This is a genomic window from Streptococcus sp. KHUD_015 (assembly GCF_051106265.1).
In the GTDB taxonomy this organism is placed as follows: domain Bacteria; phylum Bacillota; class Bacilli; order Lactobacillales; family Streptococcaceae; genus Streptococcus.
Map to the genome: position 1 here is coordinate 123,227 of NZ_CP193665.1, position 14,777 is coordinate 138,003.

The 14,777-nt window shown below is 41.2% G+C and carries 20 protein-coding genes; 16 read left to right on the forward strand and 4 right to left on the reverse strand.

The genetic code is table 11. The annotated features are described in order from the left end of the window. Position 1: 1 nt before the first annotated feature. Positions 2-430, forward strand: a complete 429-nt coding sequence (locus ACORHU_RS00545; protein ID WP_049540744.1) for an NUDIX hydrolase — start codon at positions 2-4, stop codon at positions 428-430. Continuing rightward, complete coding sequence (gene mnmG / locus ACORHU_RS00550; RefSeq protein ID WP_049540746.1) at positions 420-2,333, forward strand: tRNA uridine-5-carboxymethylaminomethyl(34) synthesis enzyme MnmG; 1,914 nt, start codon at positions 420-422, stop codon at positions 2,331-2,333. Before ACORHU_RS00545 ends, mnmG begins: the two co-directional genes overlap by 11 nt. 291 nt (positions 2,334-2,624) lie before the next feature. Here mnmG and rnjA read toward each other — a convergent pair whose 3' ends face one another. Both rnjA and ACORHU_RS00560 read right to left on the reverse strand, forming a co-directional pair. Continuing rightward, positions 2,625-4,304 carry a ribonuclease J1 gene (gene rnjA / locus ACORHU_RS00555; protein ID WP_434364542.1) on the reverse strand — a complete coding sequence of 560 codons (1,680 nt, stop codon included), beginning with the start codon at positions 4,302-4,304 and terminating at the stop codon, positions 2,625-2,627. A gap of 1 nt (position 4,305) precedes the next feature. Continuing rightward, the gene (locus tag ACORHU_RS00560) at positions 4,306-4,539 is read right to left on the reverse strand and encodes a DNA-dependent RNA polymerase subunit epsilon (protein WP_000639577.1); all 234 of its coding nucleotides are present in this window, start codon (positions 4,537-4,539) and stop codon (positions 4,306-4,308) included. A gap of 278 nt (positions 4,540-4,817) precedes the next feature. On the opposite strand from ACORHU_RS00560, the gene ACORHU_RS00565 reads away from it, so the two are divergent. Then, positions 4,818-5,033 (forward strand): hypothetical protein, encoded by a 216-nt coding sequence (locus tag ACORHU_RS00565; protein ID WP_434364543.1) that lies wholly within the window; start codon positions 4,818-4,820, stop codon positions 5,031-5,033. A gap of 312 nt (positions 5,034-5,345) precedes the next feature. Here the strand turns inward: ACORHU_RS00565 and cibB are convergent, their stop codons facing one another. Further along, positions 5,346-5,498 (reverse strand): fratricide two-peptide bacteriocin subunit CibB, encoded by a 153-nt coding sequence (gene cibB / locus ACORHU_RS00570; RefSeq protein ID WP_070528467.1) that lies wholly within the window; start codon positions 5,496-5,498, stop codon positions 5,346-5,348. Between the two features lies 1 nt (position 5,499). Continuing rightward, complete coding sequence (cibA, locus tag ACORHU_RS00575; RefSeq protein WP_136936678.1) at positions 5,500-5,685, reverse strand: fratricide two-peptide bacteriocin subunit CibA; 186 nt, start codon at positions 5,683-5,685, stop codon at positions 5,500-5,502. Between the two features lie 191 nt (positions 5,686-5,876). Between cibA and tsaB the strand changes: the two genes are divergently transcribed. The 13 genes from tsaB (at position 5,877) to ACORHU_RS00640 (ending at position 14,728) form a co-directional block, all read left to right on the forward strand. Beyond that, positions 5,877-6,560 (forward strand): tRNA (adenosine(37)-N6)-threonylcarbamoyltransferase complex dimerization subunit type 1 TsaB, encoded by a 684-nt coding sequence (gene tsaB, locus ACORHU_RS00580; RefSeq protein ID WP_434364544.1) that lies wholly within the window; start codon positions 5,877-5,879, stop codon positions 6,558-6,560. Further along, positions 6,557-6,994 carry a ribosomal protein S18-alanine N-acetyltransferase gene (rimI, locus tag ACORHU_RS00585; protein ID WP_434364545.1) on the forward strand — a complete coding sequence of 146 codons (438 nt, stop codon included), beginning with the start codon at positions 6,557-6,559 and terminating at the stop codon, positions 6,992-6,994. Before tsaB ends, rimI begins: the two co-directional genes overlap by 4 nt. After that, a complete protein-coding gene (tsaD, locus tag ACORHU_RS00590) occupies positions 6,984-7,994 on the forward strand; it encodes a tRNA (adenosine(37)-N6)-threonylcarbamoyltransferase complex transferase subunit TsaD (RefSeq protein ID WP_434364546.1) in 1,011 nt (336 codons plus the stop codon). The genes rimI and tsaD overlap by 11 nt, the downstream gene beginning before the upstream one ends. A 103-nt stretch (positions 7,995-8,097) precedes the next feature. Beyond that, on the forward strand, positions 8,098-8,961 hold the full coding sequence (locus tag ACORHU_RS00595) for an XRE/MutR family transcriptional regulator (RefSeq protein WP_434364547.1): 864 nt from the start codon (positions 8,098-8,100) through the stop codon (positions 8,959-8,961). A 288-nt stretch (positions 8,962-9,249) separates the two neighbouring features. Next, on the forward strand, positions 9,250-9,471 hold the full coding sequence (locus tag ACORHU_RS00600) for a hypothetical protein (RefSeq protein WP_000933477.1): 222 nt from the start codon (positions 9,250-9,252) through the stop codon (positions 9,469-9,471). An 18-nt stretch (positions 9,472-9,489) separates the two neighbouring features. Next, entirely contained in the window at positions 9,490-10,164 is a 675-nt protein-coding gene (locus tag ACORHU_RS00605; RefSeq protein WP_061766830.1) for a CPBP family intramembrane glutamic endopeptidase, read from the forward strand. An 11-nt stretch (positions 10,165-10,175) separates the two neighbouring features. Next, positions 10,176-10,841 (forward strand): lysostaphin resistance A-like protein, encoded by a 666-nt coding sequence (locus tag ACORHU_RS00610; protein WP_434364548.1) that lies wholly within the window; start codon positions 10,176-10,178, stop codon positions 10,839-10,841. A gap of 71 nt (positions 10,842-10,912) precedes the next feature. Next, a complete protein-coding gene (locus ACORHU_RS00615) occupies positions 10,913-12,139 on the forward strand; it encodes an MFS transporter (protein WP_000862412.1) in 1,227 nt (408 codons plus the stop codon). A gap of 143 nt (positions 12,140-12,282) precedes the next feature. Next, positions 12,283-12,729: a TetR/AcrR family transcriptional regulator gene (locus ACORHU_RS00620; protein WP_004254991.1), complete on the forward strand. Its 447-nt coding sequence runs from the start codon at positions 12,283-12,285 to the stop codon at positions 12,727-12,729. A gap of 64 nt (positions 12,730-12,793) precedes the next feature. Next, positions 12,794-12,967: a hypothetical protein gene (locus ACORHU_RS00625; protein WP_228111531.1), complete on the forward strand. Its 174-nt coding sequence runs from the start codon at positions 12,794-12,796 to the stop codon at positions 12,965-12,967. After that, positions 12,967-13,479: an HdeD family acid-resistance protein gene (locus ACORHU_RS00630; RefSeq protein WP_023945158.1), complete on the forward strand. Its 513-nt coding sequence runs from the start codon at positions 12,967-12,969 to the stop codon at positions 13,477-13,479. Before ACORHU_RS00625 ends, ACORHU_RS00630 begins: the two co-directional genes overlap by 1 nt. Before the next feature lie 240 nt (positions 13,480-13,719). Further along, a complete protein-coding gene (locus tag ACORHU_RS00635) occupies positions 13,720-14,415 on the forward strand; it encodes an AzlC family ABC transporter permease (RefSeq protein ID WP_000659743.1) in 696 nt (231 codons plus the stop codon). Beyond that, positions 14,405-14,728 (forward strand): AzlD domain-containing protein, encoded by a 324-nt coding sequence (locus ACORHU_RS00640; protein ID WP_000253936.1) that lies wholly within the window; start codon positions 14,405-14,407, stop codon positions 14,726-14,728. The genes ACORHU_RS00635 and ACORHU_RS00640 overlap by 11 nt, the downstream gene beginning before the upstream one ends. Positions 14,729-14,777 lie beyond the last annotated feature (49 nt).

Here is a 14,777-nt window from a genome sequence, read left to right on the forward strand (position 1 = left end):
GATGGTTAAGCTTATTGCCCATGTACTTGTTCATAGTGGTGATGATTATTTGCTCATTCAGCGTTCGGAAATTAAAAGAGGACAACCCAACGTTTATCCAACTTACTGGGATATTCCTGGTGGCGGGGTTGAAAAGGGTGAACTTCCGCGAGACGGAGCTCTTAGAGAATGTGTTGAAGAAGCGGGAGTTAGGCTAGACAGCAGTTCGCTCAAGATTCTTCACGAAGATAGTCAACTTGATACCTCTAAGGATACTGTCTTTACTCGCTTAGTTTATAAAGCAGAGTGGGTTGGGGAGAAGCCAATTATCAGATTAGATCCTGAAGAGCATACGCACTTTAAATGGGTTACTATGACTCAAGCTCTAGAGGAGGAGAAGTTAGTTCCTTATTTGCGAGAAATTTTTGAAAGGTTAAGAAATGACATATAATTTTACTGAAGAATACGATATTATTGTAATCGGTGCGGGACACGCTGGGGTCGAGGCTTCCCTAGCTGCTAGTCGTATGGGTTGCAAGGTCTTGCTTGCGACCATCAACATTGAAATGCTGGCTTTCATGCCTTGTAATCCCTCTATCGGTGGTTCTGCCAAAGGGATTGTCGTGCGTGAAGTCGATGCCCTTGGTGGCGAGATGGCCAAAACCATTGACAAGACTTACATCCAGATGAAGATGCTCAACACAGGGAAGGGGCCAGCTGTCCGTGCCCTTCGTGCGCAAGCTGACAAAGAGCTTTACTCTAAGGAAATGCGCAAGACAGTTGAAAATCAAGAGAATTTGACCCTTCGTCAAACCATGATTGATGAGATTTTGGTGGAAGATGGCAAGGTTGTCGGTGTTCGTACAGCTACCCATCAAGAGTATGCTGCTAAGGCTGTTATCGTGACGACAGGAACTGCCCTCCGTGGAGAAATCATCATCGGAGACCTCAAGTATTCGTCAGGTCCTAACCATAGCCTAGCTTCGATTAACCTTGCTGATAATCTTAAGGAATTGGGACTCGAAATTGGTCGTTTCAAGACGGGGACACCTCCACGTGTCAAGGCTTCTTCTATCAATTACGACGTGACAGAGATTCAGCCAGGGGACGAAGCGCCAAATCACTTCTCATATACTTCACGTGATGAGGACTATGTCAAGGATCAAGTGCCATGCTGGTTGACCTACACCAACGGTACCAGTCATGAGATTATCCAAAACAACCTCCACCGTGCGCCTATGTTTACAGGTGTGGTCAAGGGAGTGGGACCTCGTTACTGTCCGTCGATTGAGGACAAGATTGTGCGCTTTGCGGACAAGGAACGCCACCAACTCTTCCTTGAGCCAGAAGGGCGCAATACAGAGGAAGTCTATGTTCAAGGCCTATCAACTAGTCTGCCAGAGGATGTACAGCGTGAGCTGGTTCATTCTATCAAAGGTTTGGAAAATGCAGAGATGATGCGAACAGGTTATGCCATTGAATACGACATGGTCTTGCCTCACCAATTGCGTGCGACTTTGGAAACCAAGAAAATCTCAGGGCTCTTCACTGCTGGTCAGACAAATGGAACGTCAGGTTACGAAGAAGCTGCTGGTCAAGGGATTATCGCTGGTATCAATGCGGCTCTGAAAATCCAAGGCAAGCCTGAGTTGATTTTGAAGCGCAGTGACGGTTATATCGGGGTGATGATTGACGACTTGGTGACCAAGGGAACCATTGAACCCTACCGTCTCTTGACCAGTCGTGCTGAGTACCGTCTCATTCTTCGCCATGACAATGCCGATATGCGTTTGACAGAGATGGGACGCGAGATTGGCCTTGTGGATGATGAACGCTGGGTTCGCTTTGAAATCAAGAAAAATCAATTTGACAATGAGATGAAGCGTCTCGACAGTATCAAACTCAAGCCAGTCAAGGAAACCAATGCTAAGGTTGAGGAGATGGGCTTCAAGCCGTTGACAGATGCAGTAACAGCCAAGGAATTCCTTCGTCGTCCAGAAGTTTCTTACCAAGATGTGGTGGCCTTCATCGGACCAGCTGCTGAGGACTTGGATGATAAGATTATCGAATTGATTGAAACAGAAATCAAGTACGAAGGCTACATCTCCAAAGCCATGGATCAGGTAGCCAAGATGAAACGCATGGAAGAAAAACGTATTCCAGCCAATATTGACTGGGATGACATTGACTCTATCGCAACTGAAGCTCGTCAGAAGTTCAAACTTATCAATCCAGAAACCATCGGCCAAGCCAGCCGTATTTCGGGAGTAAACCCAGCAGATATTTCTATTTTGATGGTGTATCTGGAAGGTAAAAATCGTAGTATTTCAAAAACTCTTCAAAAATCAAAATAATACGTCGTCGGCTTCGGCTCACCTAACTCAAGTTATGCTTTCACCTAGCCTTCTAGTCTGATTTCGATTTTTATTGAGTTTCAATCTCAAAAGAAAGCATAGAGAAAAACAGCTCCGAAGACGGGGCTGTTTTGTTGACTTGTACTCAATGAAAATCAAAGAGCAAACTAGGAAGCTAGCCGTAGGTTGCTCAAAGCACTGCTTTGAGGTTGTAGATAGAACTGACGAAGTCAGTAACATATATACGGCAAGGCGAAGCTGACGTGGTTTGAATTTGATTTTCGAAGAGTATTATTCTTCATCTGGTGTGAGGATCATCGGGATGATAATCGGTTCACGTTCTGTATTTTCATAGAGGAAGGGACGAATAGCGTTGACAATGGCACCATTGACAGATTGCACGCTAGCATCCTTGTTTTTCAGTGCGATACGAATGGCATTGAAGAGGATGCGCTGGCTTTGGCGAATCAAGTCGCCAGACTCTCTCATGTAGACAAATCCTCGACTGAGGATGTCTGGACCAGACAGAATCATCTGCGATTTGAAGTCAACAGTTGCGACTGCCAGAACGACACCGTCTTCAGATAGATCACGACGATCTTTGAGGACAGCAGCACCGATTTCACCGATACGATTTCCATCGACATAGATATCTTGAGCGTTGAAATGACCTGCGATACGAGCTGAGTCAGCAGTAAGGGCAAGCACATCACCATTGCTCATAATAAAGATATTGTCCTTCTCAACCCCAGTATCCACTGCTAGTCCAGCGTGGAGTTTTTGCATGCGGTATTCACCGTGGACAGGCATGAAGTATTTTGGCTTAATCAAGCGGAGCATGAGTTTTTGCTCTTGCTGACCGCCGTGTCCAGATGTATGGATATTGTTAACCTTACCGTGGATAACTTCGACACCAGCTTCAGAAATGATGTTGATCAGCTTGTTGACGCTAGTGGTATTTCCAGGGATTGGACTAGAAGAGAAGATAACCGTATCACCTGGTTGGAGTTGCACTTGACGGTGAGTTCCGTTAGCGATACGAGAGAGGGCTGCCATAGGCTCGCCTTGACTACCTGTACAGAGGATCAGAATTTCTCCTGCAGGGTAATCTTTGATTTCATTTGGCTCGATAAAGGTTCCCTTAGGAGCTTTGATGTAGCCAAGCTCGATTCCGTTGACAATGGCCTTTTCCATAGAGCGACCAAAGACCGCAATCTTACGTCCAGTCTTAACAGCGGCTTCTGTTGCTTGCTGGAGACGGAAGATATTTGAGGCAAAGGATGCAAAGATGATACGTCCTTCAATGCCTTGGATAATCTTCATGATGGACTGACCAACGACTTTTTCAGAGTTGGTAAAGGTTGGCACTTCTGCATTTGTCGAGTCAGACAGGAGACAGAGCACGCCTTCTTCGCCAAGGGCAGCCATACGGTGCAAGTCCGCAGGTTCTCCAACTGGTGTGAAGTCGAACTTGAAGTCACCCGTACAAACGATTTTCCCCTGAGGAGTATGAATGACAATCCCCAAAGGCTCTGGAATAGAGTGAGTCGTTCTAAAGAAAGTTGCCTTGAGATTTTTAAAGGTCAACTCAGTATTGTGGTTGATTTCGTAAAGTTTGGCGTTGCGCAAGAGGCCGTGTTCTTCGAGTTTCCCACGGATCAAAGCCAAGGCAAGCGGTCCAGCGTAGATAGGGACATTTGCTTGCTTGAGCAGGAAAGGAATCCCACCAATGTGGTCCTCGTGTCCGTGTGTAATCAAAACAGCCTTAACGCGGTCAATATTGTCCACGATATAAGAGTAGTCAGGAATGACATAGTCGATACCTAGCAAGTCATCCTCTGGGAATTTAATCCCAGCATCGACGATGATAATCTCATCTTGGTATTCAATTCCGTAAGTATTTTTCCCGATTTCTCCCAGACCACCGATGGCAAAAACGCCGACTTCTTCAGGTTTAAGAGTATAGGCCATATTAGAACTCCGTAATTTCGAAGGCGCCAGTTTCTTTTTCGTAATCTAGCAATTTGTCAGACAAGAGTTCGATATACTCGATATTGTACTCTGGGCGATTTTCTTCGACAAGTTGACGAGCAGTGATGCGACCCTCAAGTTCTGAGCTGGCATCGATGTCTAGGTAAAGTGCGCGTGTTGTTTCGCGACGTGGGCTACGTTCTTTTGTTTCTTGATAAAAAACTTTGTAAATCATATAGTTCCTTTCTATTTACAGGTCAGCTTATTCCAAACTTTTAGCAGATATTTGCTTGATTTCATTCCATTTTTTGTCTAGATTGACCTTGATTCGTTACAATTATTTCAATTATACCACAAAATGAAAAATTAGTAAAAGACGGGAACGAGAAAGTCATAGAGTCACTCATTGGGAAACGTTTGCAAAAATAAAGAAAGTATGTTATCTTGATAATGGAAGTGGAATTTATCGTTTGTCATAATTCCCTATAGTTTTTAAGTCAAGGAGGTTGCCCTATGTATAACTTATTTTCTTTTGCTATCGGAGTCCGCTTGGTGGCTTTTATCGTTTTTGTTGCTTGTGTTTATGGAGGGAATCTTCTATTTGCCAAACTGGAACGACGACAAACCAAGTTCTTGTGGAAAATTATCTTTGTGACTCTCTACTCGCTTTTTCTCCTCCTCGTGACCTATGTCGTTTGGTTTGTATTTTACTTTGGATTAAATGCTTAGATGCCCTGCTCATGCTGGGGCATTTTTGTCTGGGGATAAAGAAAATTCCACCCCATCTATCAAGATGAGGTGGTTTTTGCATTTTTCTAAAATGACATGACAATGGAATAAATGTTTGCTTTAAGAATTTATTCTTATTATGTTAATGACTCTTCTGCTCAAAAATAGAGTTGAAGACTAAAAACAAAACAATACAAACAGATAAATCGATTGGTAAAGGGATAGTAGTAATGTTTAAATCATTGAGAATGCTGAGCAAACTGTAAGAGATGAAGACAATAAAATTTATCCTTCTAAAAATGTGTCTTTTATCTAGCATGACTTACCAAACTTTTTACGGAGATCTTTCCCAATGGTATAAGCTGCCATAAATAAAGCGATACCAACACCTGCACCAAAACCACCCTTGATTTCTTGCAATTCCTTATTAGAAATTTCACGATAGTTGTTCAAATCTTTCATCATATTAATCTCCTCCTAAAAAATAACCAGCTGCCAAACCAGAACCTACAAGTGCTGTTCCGCCTGCAATAGCTTTCCAAGATACTGCTACTCCAAAGATAATCAAGGGAGCGAGACCGCCATCAATATCTGATAATTCATTTTCAGATAGGGATAAAAATTGATTGTCAAGAACGTCAAAATTTGTCATTGAACTTTCCTCCTTTTTTCTTGTTCACTTTTATATTCGGAAAAGAAAAGGAAAAGTGAACATTTTTTTGAAATTTATTTGCGAATTATTTTTTGTTTAAGTCTAGGTATTCCTGTTTGGGGATAAAGAAAATTCCCATGTGCCAGCTTTTGTAGTATAATAGTAAGCAGACAAAAAGATAGGAATGTGTTATGAAAGTATTAGCTTTTGATACGTCCAGCAAGGCTCTTTCTCTCGCTATTTTAGAGGACAAGCAGGTTCTTGCCGAGACGACGATTAATATTAAGAAAAATCACAGTATTACCCTCATGCCTGCCATCGATTTTTTGATGGCAAGTTTGGATTGGACGCCCAAGGATTTGGACCGAATCGTGGTGGCGGAAGGGCCGGGTAGCTACACAGGCTTACGAATTGCGGTCGCAACGGCTAAGACTTTGGCTCATACCCTGAATATCGAGTTAGTTGGTATGTCTAGCCTCTTGGCTCTGGTGCCCTACCAACAAGAAGGTTTGTTCGTCCCCTTGATGGATGCGCGTCGCAACAATGTTTATGCAGGATTTTATGAAAATGCTAAACCTGTCATGCCAGAAGCGCACCTGCCCTTTGAGCGAGTGATTGAGCTAATCAAGGGTGCTAGTCAGGTAACCTTTGTCGGAGAAGTTGGCCCCTTTGTGGAGCAGATTCAAGAACATTTGCCAAGGACTAATTACAAAGAAACCTTGCCTAACGCAGCCAATCTTGCTCTTTTGGCCTGGGACAAGGAAACAGACTCCTTGCATGATTTTGTGCCGAATTACCTCAAACGTGTTGAGGCTGAGGAAAACTGGCTCAAGAACCATACTGAGTCTAGCGAGTCTTACATTAAACGCCTATGATAGAGATCAAACGAATCCAACAGCAGTCTGACTTGGCTCAAGACATCTACGCTGTCATGGCAGCCGTTTACCCAGTCAGTCCTTGGACGCTGGAACAAATCCAAGCAGACCTGTCCCAAGACCAGACTTGGTATGCAGTAGCTTATGATGGGACAGAAGTGATTGGTTTTCTAGCTGTACAGGAAAATATATTTGAGGCAGAAGTCTTGCAAATCGCTGTCAAAAAAGCCTATCAAGGTCAGGGAATTGCGTCAGCCTTGTTTGCTCAATTGCCGACAGACCGGGAAATTTTCCTAGAAGTCAGAAAGTCAAATCAACGAGCGCAAGCATTTTACAAGAAAGAAAAGATGGCAGTCATCGCTGAGCGAAAGGCCTATTACCATGATCCAGTCGAGGACGCCATTATCATGAAGAGAGAAATAGATGAAGGATAGATATATTTTAGCATTTGAAACATCCTGTGATGAGACCAGTGTCGCCGTCTTGAAAAACGATGATGAGCTCTTGTCCAATGTCATTGCTAGTCAAATTGAGAGCCACAAACGTTTTGGGGGCGTAGTGCCTGAAGTAGCCAGTCGTCACCATGTCGAGGTCATTACAGCCTGTATCGAGGAGGCACTGGCAGAAGCAGGGATTACCGAAGATGATGTGACAGCTGTTGCGGTTACCTATGGACCGGGCTTGGTTGGAGCTTTACTAGTTGGTTTATCAGCTGCTAAGGCCTTTGCTTGGGCACATAGACTTCCACTGATTCCCGTTAACCACATGGCTGGCCACCTCATGGCCGCTCAGAGTGTGGAGCCTTTGGAGTTTCCCTTGCTAGCCCTCTTGGTCAGCGGTGGACACACAGAGTTGGTTTATGTTTCCGAGGCTGGTGACTACAAGATTGTTGGAGAAACGCGAGATGACGCGGTTGGTGAGGCTTATGATAAGGTCGGCCGTGTCATGGGCTTGACCTATCCTGCCGGTCGTGAGATTGACGAGCTAGCTCATCAGGGACAGGATATTTATGATTTTCCTCGTGCCATGATTAAGGAAGATAATCTGGAGTTTTCATTCTCAGGTTTGAAATCGGCCTTTATCAATCTTCACCATAATGCCGAGCAAAAGGGAGAAAGCTTGTCCACAGAGGATTTGTGTGCTTCCTTCCAAGCCGCTGTCTTGGATATTCTTATGGCAAAAACTAAGAAGGCTTTGGAGAAATATCCTGTTAAAACCCTGGTTGTGGCAGGTGGTGTGGCAGCCAATAAAGGTCTCAGAGAACGCCTAGCAACTGAAATCACAGATGTCAAGGTTATCATTCCACCTCTGCGCCTCTGCGGAGACAATGCAGGTATGATTGCCTATGCCAGCGTCAGCGAGTGGAACAAAGAAAACTTTGCAAATTTGGACCTCAATGCCAAACCAAGTCTCGCTTTTGATACGATGGAATAAGGAGTCAGCTTAAGGCTGGCTTTTTTGCTCTCTTAAATGTCAGAATATTTTGACAAAACCATAAAAATAATGATATAATATGCAAAATCTAGGAGGTGGTCAGATGATTGAGAGAATGGAATTGGGGGAATTTTACAAGGAATTGCGCTTGGCGAGAAAACTCAAGCAGTCAGATGTGGCCTGTGAGGGACTAACAGCTTCTCAGTTGTCCAAGTTTGAACTAGGGCAGTCTATGCTATCTGCGGATAAGTTGATCCTAGCCATCCAAGGGATCAATATGAATTTTGATGAGTTTGGTCATAAGCTCAACAATTATCAAGAATCCCTACATATGCAAATTGGTAGAAAGGTTGTGGATCGCTTTGCCCACCAAGATATAGCTGGTTTAGAGCAACTATTAGAGGAGGTCAAGCAAGAACAGATGGCAGAGACCTATCGTCGTTTGAATGCTATTGTAATCAAAGATGCTATCCATTCCTTAGATAAAAGCTATCCGCTAGCAGAGGAGGATAGCGAATTTTTGACCACCTACCTCTATGCTATTGAGTCTTGGACCTGGTTTGAACTCTATCTCTTTTGCAATACCATGCCCTTCTTGAGCAACCAAGATTTGATATTTTTATCAACCTCGTTACTTGAAAAATCCAAGGAATTTAAAGAGTTAGTACATAATAGACTGTATATGAAAAGTGGATTTCTGAATATTATATCAGAACTTATGGAGCGTAAGCTATTTTCTTATATTCCAATCTTTGAGGCCGAGTTGGAGAGCATGCTTCGTCCATACGATGTTTTTGAAAAAGTATCGTGGCAGTTTTTAAAGAAGATGAGTGTCTTTTTTCAAACCAAAGGAAGCAATCAAAAAGAGATTGAATACTTTATCCAATCTCTGCAAGTATTAGAAAATCCACAATTGATAGCCCTTTTTGAATTGCGTTTGCAGCAATACAAAGAGCTTATCAATTAGTTAGAAATGGGAAGACGATAATCCATTCGGTAATGAGTAGAAGTATTAGTTGAATTTTTCTTTTTTTCATATTATTAGCCTCCTTGTCAGTAGTAACTTTATTATACCAGGGAAATAATCAAATCTATCAAAATCGCAAATAAGAAATTGCTACAAGAAAAAATGTCAAATATGCGATTTTCTAAAATAAGCTAATTTTCGTGTTATACTGTCCTTGTAAAGCACTTGAAGCAAATCCTAGGTCGCAGAAGTGGTTTACAAATGAAGATAATTGAAGGAGTGTAAAAGATGTTAAATTTACAATTTGCAGAAACAATGGAATTGACAGAAGCTGAGTTGCAAGATGTTAGAGGAGGAAATATCACTTCGGTTTGCGTGGGTGAAAATATTGGTTGTGGTGGCAGTGCTTTGCCTGCTTGGGGAGGTAGAGGTATTAGTCCCAGACCTTATGGGGCATTTGATTGGACTAATGGGCTGATTGAAGGACTGTTTGGAAAACGCCGTAACTAATATTTAGGAGAAGAAACTATGAAAAGGGGAGAAACGAAATTTTACCTAGGAACCATTTTGGTACTTATGTCTTATTACTTGATTTTTAGTTTAGTAGTGAGATTAGAGTTTGTGGATCAATTATCAGATTTTGGATTTTATGGGATTCAAATTTTATTGATAGTAATTGAAGGAATTGCTAGTACTGTGCTTCTTGTTAAGAGTCAACGTTGGAAAGATTACGGTCGATTTCAGTTTCGTTGGTCCTATCTGGGTATCTTCTTTCTTTCCTTTATATTGATGTTTTTGTGGGTAAATATAACGACTAGGATCTTTCCCAGCACACAAAATAGTAGTGCTATAAAAGAAGCCGTAGCCAATTTGACGGGAATTAGTTATTTTGTGACACGTATTCTCTATGGCAGTCTTATTGCTCCGATAGTTGAGGAGTTAGTTTTCCGTGGCCTTCTGATGACAGCCCTATCTAAATTTAAAAAATACTATATTGATGCCATTATTTCTTCCGCACTCTTTAGTCTCATCCATGTTTTACAATATGGATGGGTGTTAACAGACTTCATCGTTTATGCAGGAGCAGGTCTGCTACTCTGTATTCTTTTTCGTTATACACGTTCAATTTATTGGTCAATGGCACTTCACATCTTGTGGAATACCTTTTTAATTATTGTGAGCTTATTGGTGTTTGGATATTAGAAAGATGAAATATGAAAAAGATAATTTCTAAATACTATTTTATTGTAGTTGTTATGCTTATCATTGCTGACCAGTTCTTCATTCGTTTGCTTTTACATAGCGATCTTGCTGCTGGTTTATCCGACTTTGCCTATTATTTGTCGGATATGATGTTGCATTTTCTTGTCGTTTTTATTGCTTTTTTTGCTATGATTTGGTCGGGGAAATGGCAACAAATCAACAGTAGAAAGTTTAAAGGATCCTATCTTTTCTATTCCTTCCTAGCTTTGCTTGCTTTTGTTTTTTGGAATTTTGTCACCTTTTTTCTTTTCCCGCCTACCAAAAATGAAATTTCTTATCAACTGGATGTTCCTACTTTTACAGGAGCTACAGCATTTTTGATGTATTTTCTCTATCCTGTGATTGCAGGTCCCATTTTTGAAGACATGATTTATCGTGGATTGGTGATGACTGCTCTGGAAAAAGGAAAGAAGTGGGGACTAGATGTGCTTGGCTCAGCTACATTATTTGGAATTTTGCACATTAGTAATCACGGTTGGGTTTTGACAGACTTTTTCGTATATATGGGTGGCGGTCTCATATTTGCAGTCTTGTTTAGGGTAACCAAGTCCATTTATTGGCCTATTGGACTGCATATAGTCTACAATGGTATTGGTCAGCTTTTGATGTTACTGTAATTTTGGTTGTTAGTAGTATCGCGGTCTATTCTTGGGGAAAGATTCCCATTTGAATTTAAAAAGGAGTTGTAATGAAAGTATTTCTTCAAAATAGAGATTTTAGGCAATTAACTATCAACCAGTGGATTTCAACGCTTGGGGATACGATTTTTTATCTGGCCTTTTTGAATTATGTGGCAGATGCATCTTTTGCCCCTTTGGCGATTTTACTGATCACGATTTCAGAAACCCTTCCTCAAGTTCTGCAAATCTTTCTGGGAGTTTTGGCGGATTTTCAACATCATCGTGTCCTAAAATATACAATGATTAGTTTTGCAAAATTTTTGCTTTACTCTATCGTTTCTTTATCACTTTCAGGGCAGTCCTTTTCCTTGTTATTAGTAGCATTTATTTGTCTGATTAACCTCTTATCTGACACATTGAGTTATTTTTCAGGCGCCATGCTCACTCCGATTTTCATTAGAATTATTGGGCAAGACCATCTGGCAGAAGCTATTGGATTTAAACAGTCAACTGTTAGTTTAGTGAAAACAATCAGTAATATTCTAGGAGGAGTCTTACTAGGTATTCTATCTATCCAGTCTATTTCCTTACTGAATGCTCTGACCTTTTTAATCGCATTTTTAGGTATTCTTTTCATAAAAACAGACCTCTTGAAAGTAGAAAAAACGATTAGCTATCAAGAAGGACTCTCTGTAAAATCCTTTTGCCAGCATCTGCTCCAATCATCAAAATTGATATGGAATATGAATAAGGTGCTCTTGGTTTTGTTTATTATCTCTATTAGTCAAGCAGTGATAAATGTTACAGTTCCTGTTTCTACTCTGTTTTTGAGGAATCAGCCCTTTTTGAATTTACAAACAGGTCAATCTCTTGCCTTGTTATCCACCCTTGAATTGTCAGCCCTTATTGTCGGAAGCCTTGTGAGTGGCTATCTGAAGAATACAATCTCCATAAAACTAGCCCTATATGCCTCGCTTATTATCCAATTACTCCTTTTAGTTGGCTTTGTGGCAGTTCGTTTTGACTGGATTCTTATCTTTAGTGCCTTGGATGCCTTTTTCGCAGGTATCCTCTCTCCTCGATTACAGGAACTCATTTTTAAACAAATACCTGAGGAGTCAATGGGAGCAGTTCAATCCTCTATCGGTGCCATTACAGTTGTTTTACCTAGCTTATTTACAATAGCTTTGGTAACCATTGCTACTAGCTTTGGAACTCTGGCAGTTAGCTTTGTTTTATTGCTATTTCTTCTAGCTGCCTTTATCATACTCTTGAATATCCGTGAAAACATTTAGCGAAGAATGTGTATATTATATGTTTGAGACTGGATTCCAGTCTGTTTATGATGGCTACAATCAGCAGACTGTTAAATTTTTGAGAAAGTTGCTTGACACTTCAGACCAATCGGTTTATAATTAAAAAATGTAGAGATAAATACATGAGAAAAGAAGAAAAAACAAGACTACGAAGAGAGAAAATCATTACCGCTGCTTTGTTTGAATTTGCTACAAAAGGCTATCAAGGTTTTGTCATCAATGAACTTTGTAAAGTGGATGGTATTTCCAAAGGAGTTTTGTATCATAATTTTTCAGGGAAATCAGACCTCTATCTAACTTGTTTTCAGGAGAGTTTTGAGAAAGCTTTGGCAGTGTTTCTGGGGGTGGAAGGTCAAGTGCCCTCCTTAGCTGATTATATGGAAAGACGTCACCAATTTTATCAGCAATACCCAGAACATAGCCACATTTTCTTTGAGGCAATGATTGCGACACCAGAAGAATTGGAAGCAGACATTGCACCACAGAAAGCTATCTTTTTGGACTTGAATGAACAAGTTTGTCAAAAACTTATATCAGAATCCAAAAGCTATCTTTTTGGACTTGAATGAACAAGTTTGTCAAAAACTTATATCAGAATCCAAACTGAAAGAGCATATTGATGAGAAACGAGCTATGGACTATCTGCGATTGATTCAGGATATGTTTCGTTCCTATTATTTAACTGTTTCGTCAGATAGCAGTTTGCCTGACTTGGTTTCAGGATATGAACATCAATTATCACAGGTTTTGGATATGATGATTTATGGAATACTAGAGGAAGATTCCTCTAAAAAAGGAGAAAAATAATGTCGAAAATTTGGAAATGGTTGTTACTAATTGCGGGTATTTTTGCAGTTTTTGCAGGTTTTAATATGTTTGCACATCCTCTTATTAGCTTGGCTTCCATGACTTTCTGGTTTGCACTTGTATTTGCAGTTCAAGGGATTTCTGAGATTGTACAATACTTCAAATCAGAAGAAAAGCATGGCTGGAATTTATTTGGAGGAATTGTTACCCTCATCCTCGCTCTTACCTTGTTCTCAGGTAGCTTTATTGAAATGGTAACATTTGTACCATTTATCATTTCTTTATGGGCCTTGACAAATGGTATTACAAAAACTATCGTTGGTTTCAAGGTTCGTAAGACGGATAAATCGGTAGGTACCCCTCTAGTTTGGATGGGGATTTTAGGAATCGTAGCAGGTTTAATCATGATGGGACACCCATTGATGACCGGTCTCTATATTAGTTACACCATTGCCTTTGTCTTTATTTATCAAGGTATTGTGGCAATTGTTCAATTCTTCAAGATTAAATAAGAATAAAATGGAGTCTGTCTGATTACAATCAGCAGACTTTTTTCTCTTTCCTGAATGTGTTATAATAGTCCATGCTGTGGCTGGAGCCTTTTCAGCCTACTTATACTCTTCGAAAATCTCTTCAAACCGTGTCAGCTTCTATCTGCAACCTCAAAACAATGTTTTGAGCAACCTGCGGCTAGCTTCCTAGTTTGCTCTTTGATTTTCATTGAGTATTATTAAGACAATATGAGGAGAAAGATGAAAGAAAAAGGATTTTGGGAGGGGGCGCAGGCGGCCATGCCAACGGCCCTTGGTTATGTCAGTATTGGCTTGGCCTGTGGGATTATTGGTGCGCCCTATGTGACACCTGTTGAGATGGGCTTGATGAGCCTCTTTGTTTATGCTGGGAGCGCCCAGTTTGCCATGTTGGCACTGATTGCGGTTCAAGCACCTGTGGCAGCTATTGCTATGACGGTCTTTTTGATTAATTTGCGTCTCTTTTTGTTGAGTTTGCATGCGTCAACCTATTTCCGTCATACCAGTCTCTGGCAAAATATCGGTATGTCTAGTCTCTTGACGGATGAGACTTATGGCGTTTTGATGGGCGAGTTAGCCCATACAGACAAGGTCAATCCTATGTGGATGCACGGAAACAATCTCAACAGCTATGTGGCTTGGTTTGTGGGAACAGTTGTCGGAACGGCTCTGGGTGGTCTGCTGCCAAATCCAGAAATCTTTGGCTTGGATTTTGCCCTGGTTGGGATGTTCATTGGAATTTTTGCTTCGCAATTCCAGATTATGCAAAGACGGATTCCTGTCCGCAATCTGCTCATTATCCTAGCAGTTGTTGCGGTGTCCTTCTTTTTACTCTTAACAGTGGTGTCTCAGTCGCTAGCTGTTCTGTTTGCGACCTTGCTAGGTTGTACAATGGGGGTGGTTTTAGATGGTCAGTAAGTATCTTTTATTAGCAGTTATTTTCTCTGGCTTGGTGACTTGGATTCCCCGTATGATTCCCTTCATCTTGGTCAAGTATAAGGGCTTGCCTGCAATCGTTGAGCGTTTTTTGAAATTCTTGCCTGTTTCTATTATCTTTGCTTTGATTCTTTCAAGCGTAGTGACAGGCAAGGTTGGGAGTCTTCCTCAAATCAAATGGCTAGATTTCTTAGCAGTCTTTCCAACGGCTTGGGTAGCCTTTCGCTACCGCAATCTAGTCGGAACGGTTCTCTTCGGAGTAGTCTTGATTGCCGTCTTGCGCTTGGTCTTTTAAATTAGCCATAAAAAAAATTTATCACAGAGATAGATATCATATAATGGCG

Excerpts from the sequence above, each read along its gene's own strand:
- ACORHU_RS00545 (WP_049540744.1), top strand. The coding sequence starts at position 2 with ATGGTTAAGCTTATTGCCCATGTACTTGTTCATAGTGGTGATGATTAT.
- cibB (WP_070528467.1), bottom strand. The coding sequence starts at position 5,498 with ATGATGAAAGATTTGAACAACTATCGTGAAATTTCTAATAAGGAATTG.
- ACORHU_RS00640 (WP_000253936.1), top strand. The coding sequence starts at position 14,405 with ATGGTCAGTAAGTATCTTTTATTAGCAGTTATTTTCTCTGGCTTGGTG.
- ACORHU_RS00605 (WP_061766830.1), top strand. The coding sequence starts at position 9,490 with ATGAAAAGGGGAGAAACGAAATTTTACCTAGGAACCATTTTGGTACTT.
- ACORHU_RS00595 (WP_434364547.1), top strand. The coding sequence starts at position 8,098 with ATGATTGAGAGAATGGAATTGGGGGAATTTTACAAGGAATTGCGCTTG.
- ACORHU_RS00610 (WP_434364548.1), top strand. The coding sequence starts at position 10,176 with ATGAAAAAGATAATTTCTAAATACTATTTTATTGTAGTTGTTATGCTT.
- rnjA (WP_434364542.1), bottom strand. The coding sequence starts at position 4,304 with ATGGCCTATACTCTTAAACCTGAAGAAGTCGGCGTTTTTGCCATCGGT.
- ACORHU_RS00620 (WP_004254991.1), top strand. The coding sequence starts at position 12,283 with ATGAGAAAAGAAGAAAAAACAAGACTACGAAGAGAGAAAATCATTACC.
- ACORHU_RS00635 (WP_000659743.1), top strand. The coding sequence starts at position 13,720 with ATGAAAGAAAAAGGATTTTGGGAGGGGGCGCAGGCGGCCATGCCAACG.
- ACORHU_RS00565 (WP_434364543.1), top strand. The coding sequence starts at position 4,818 with ATGTATAACTTATTTTCTTTTGCTATCGGAGTCCGCTTGGTGGCTTTT.
- ACORHU_RS00560 (WP_000639577.1), bottom strand. The coding sequence starts at position 4,539 with ATGATTTACAAAGTTTTTTATCAAGAAACAAAAGAACGTAGCCCACGT.
- ACORHU_RS00625 (WP_228111531.1), top strand. The coding sequence starts at position 12,794 with ATGGACTATCTGCGATTGATTCAGGATATGTTTCGTTCCTATTATTTA.
- ACORHU_RS00615 (WP_000862412.1), top strand. The coding sequence starts at position 10,913 with ATGAAAGTATTTCTTCAAAATAGAGATTTTAGGCAATTAACTATCAAC.
- ACORHU_RS00600 (WP_000933477.1), top strand. The coding sequence starts at position 9,250 with ATGTTAAATTTACAATTTGCAGAAACAATGGAATTGACAGAAGCTGAG.
- mnmG (WP_049540746.1), top strand. The coding sequence starts at position 420 with ATGACATATAATTTTACTGAAGAATACGATATTATTGTAATCGGTGCG.
- cibA (WP_136936678.1), bottom strand. The coding sequence starts at position 5,685 with ATGACAAATTTTGACGTTCTTGACAATCAATTTTTATCCCTATCTGAA.
- tsaD (WP_434364546.1), top strand. The coding sequence starts at position 6,984 with ATGAAGGATAGATATATTTTAGCATTTGAAACATCCTGTGATGAGACC.
- ACORHU_RS00630 (WP_023945158.1), top strand. The coding sequence starts at position 12,967 with ATGTCGAAAATTTGGAAATGGTTGTTACTAATTGCGGGTATTTTTGCA.
- tsaB (WP_434364544.1), top strand. The coding sequence starts at position 5,877 with ATGAAAGTATTAGCTTTTGATACGTCCAGCAAGGCTCTTTCTCTCGCT.
- rimI (WP_434364545.1), top strand. The coding sequence starts at position 6,557 with ATGATAGAGATCAAACGAATCCAACAGCAGTCTGACTTGGCTCAAGAC.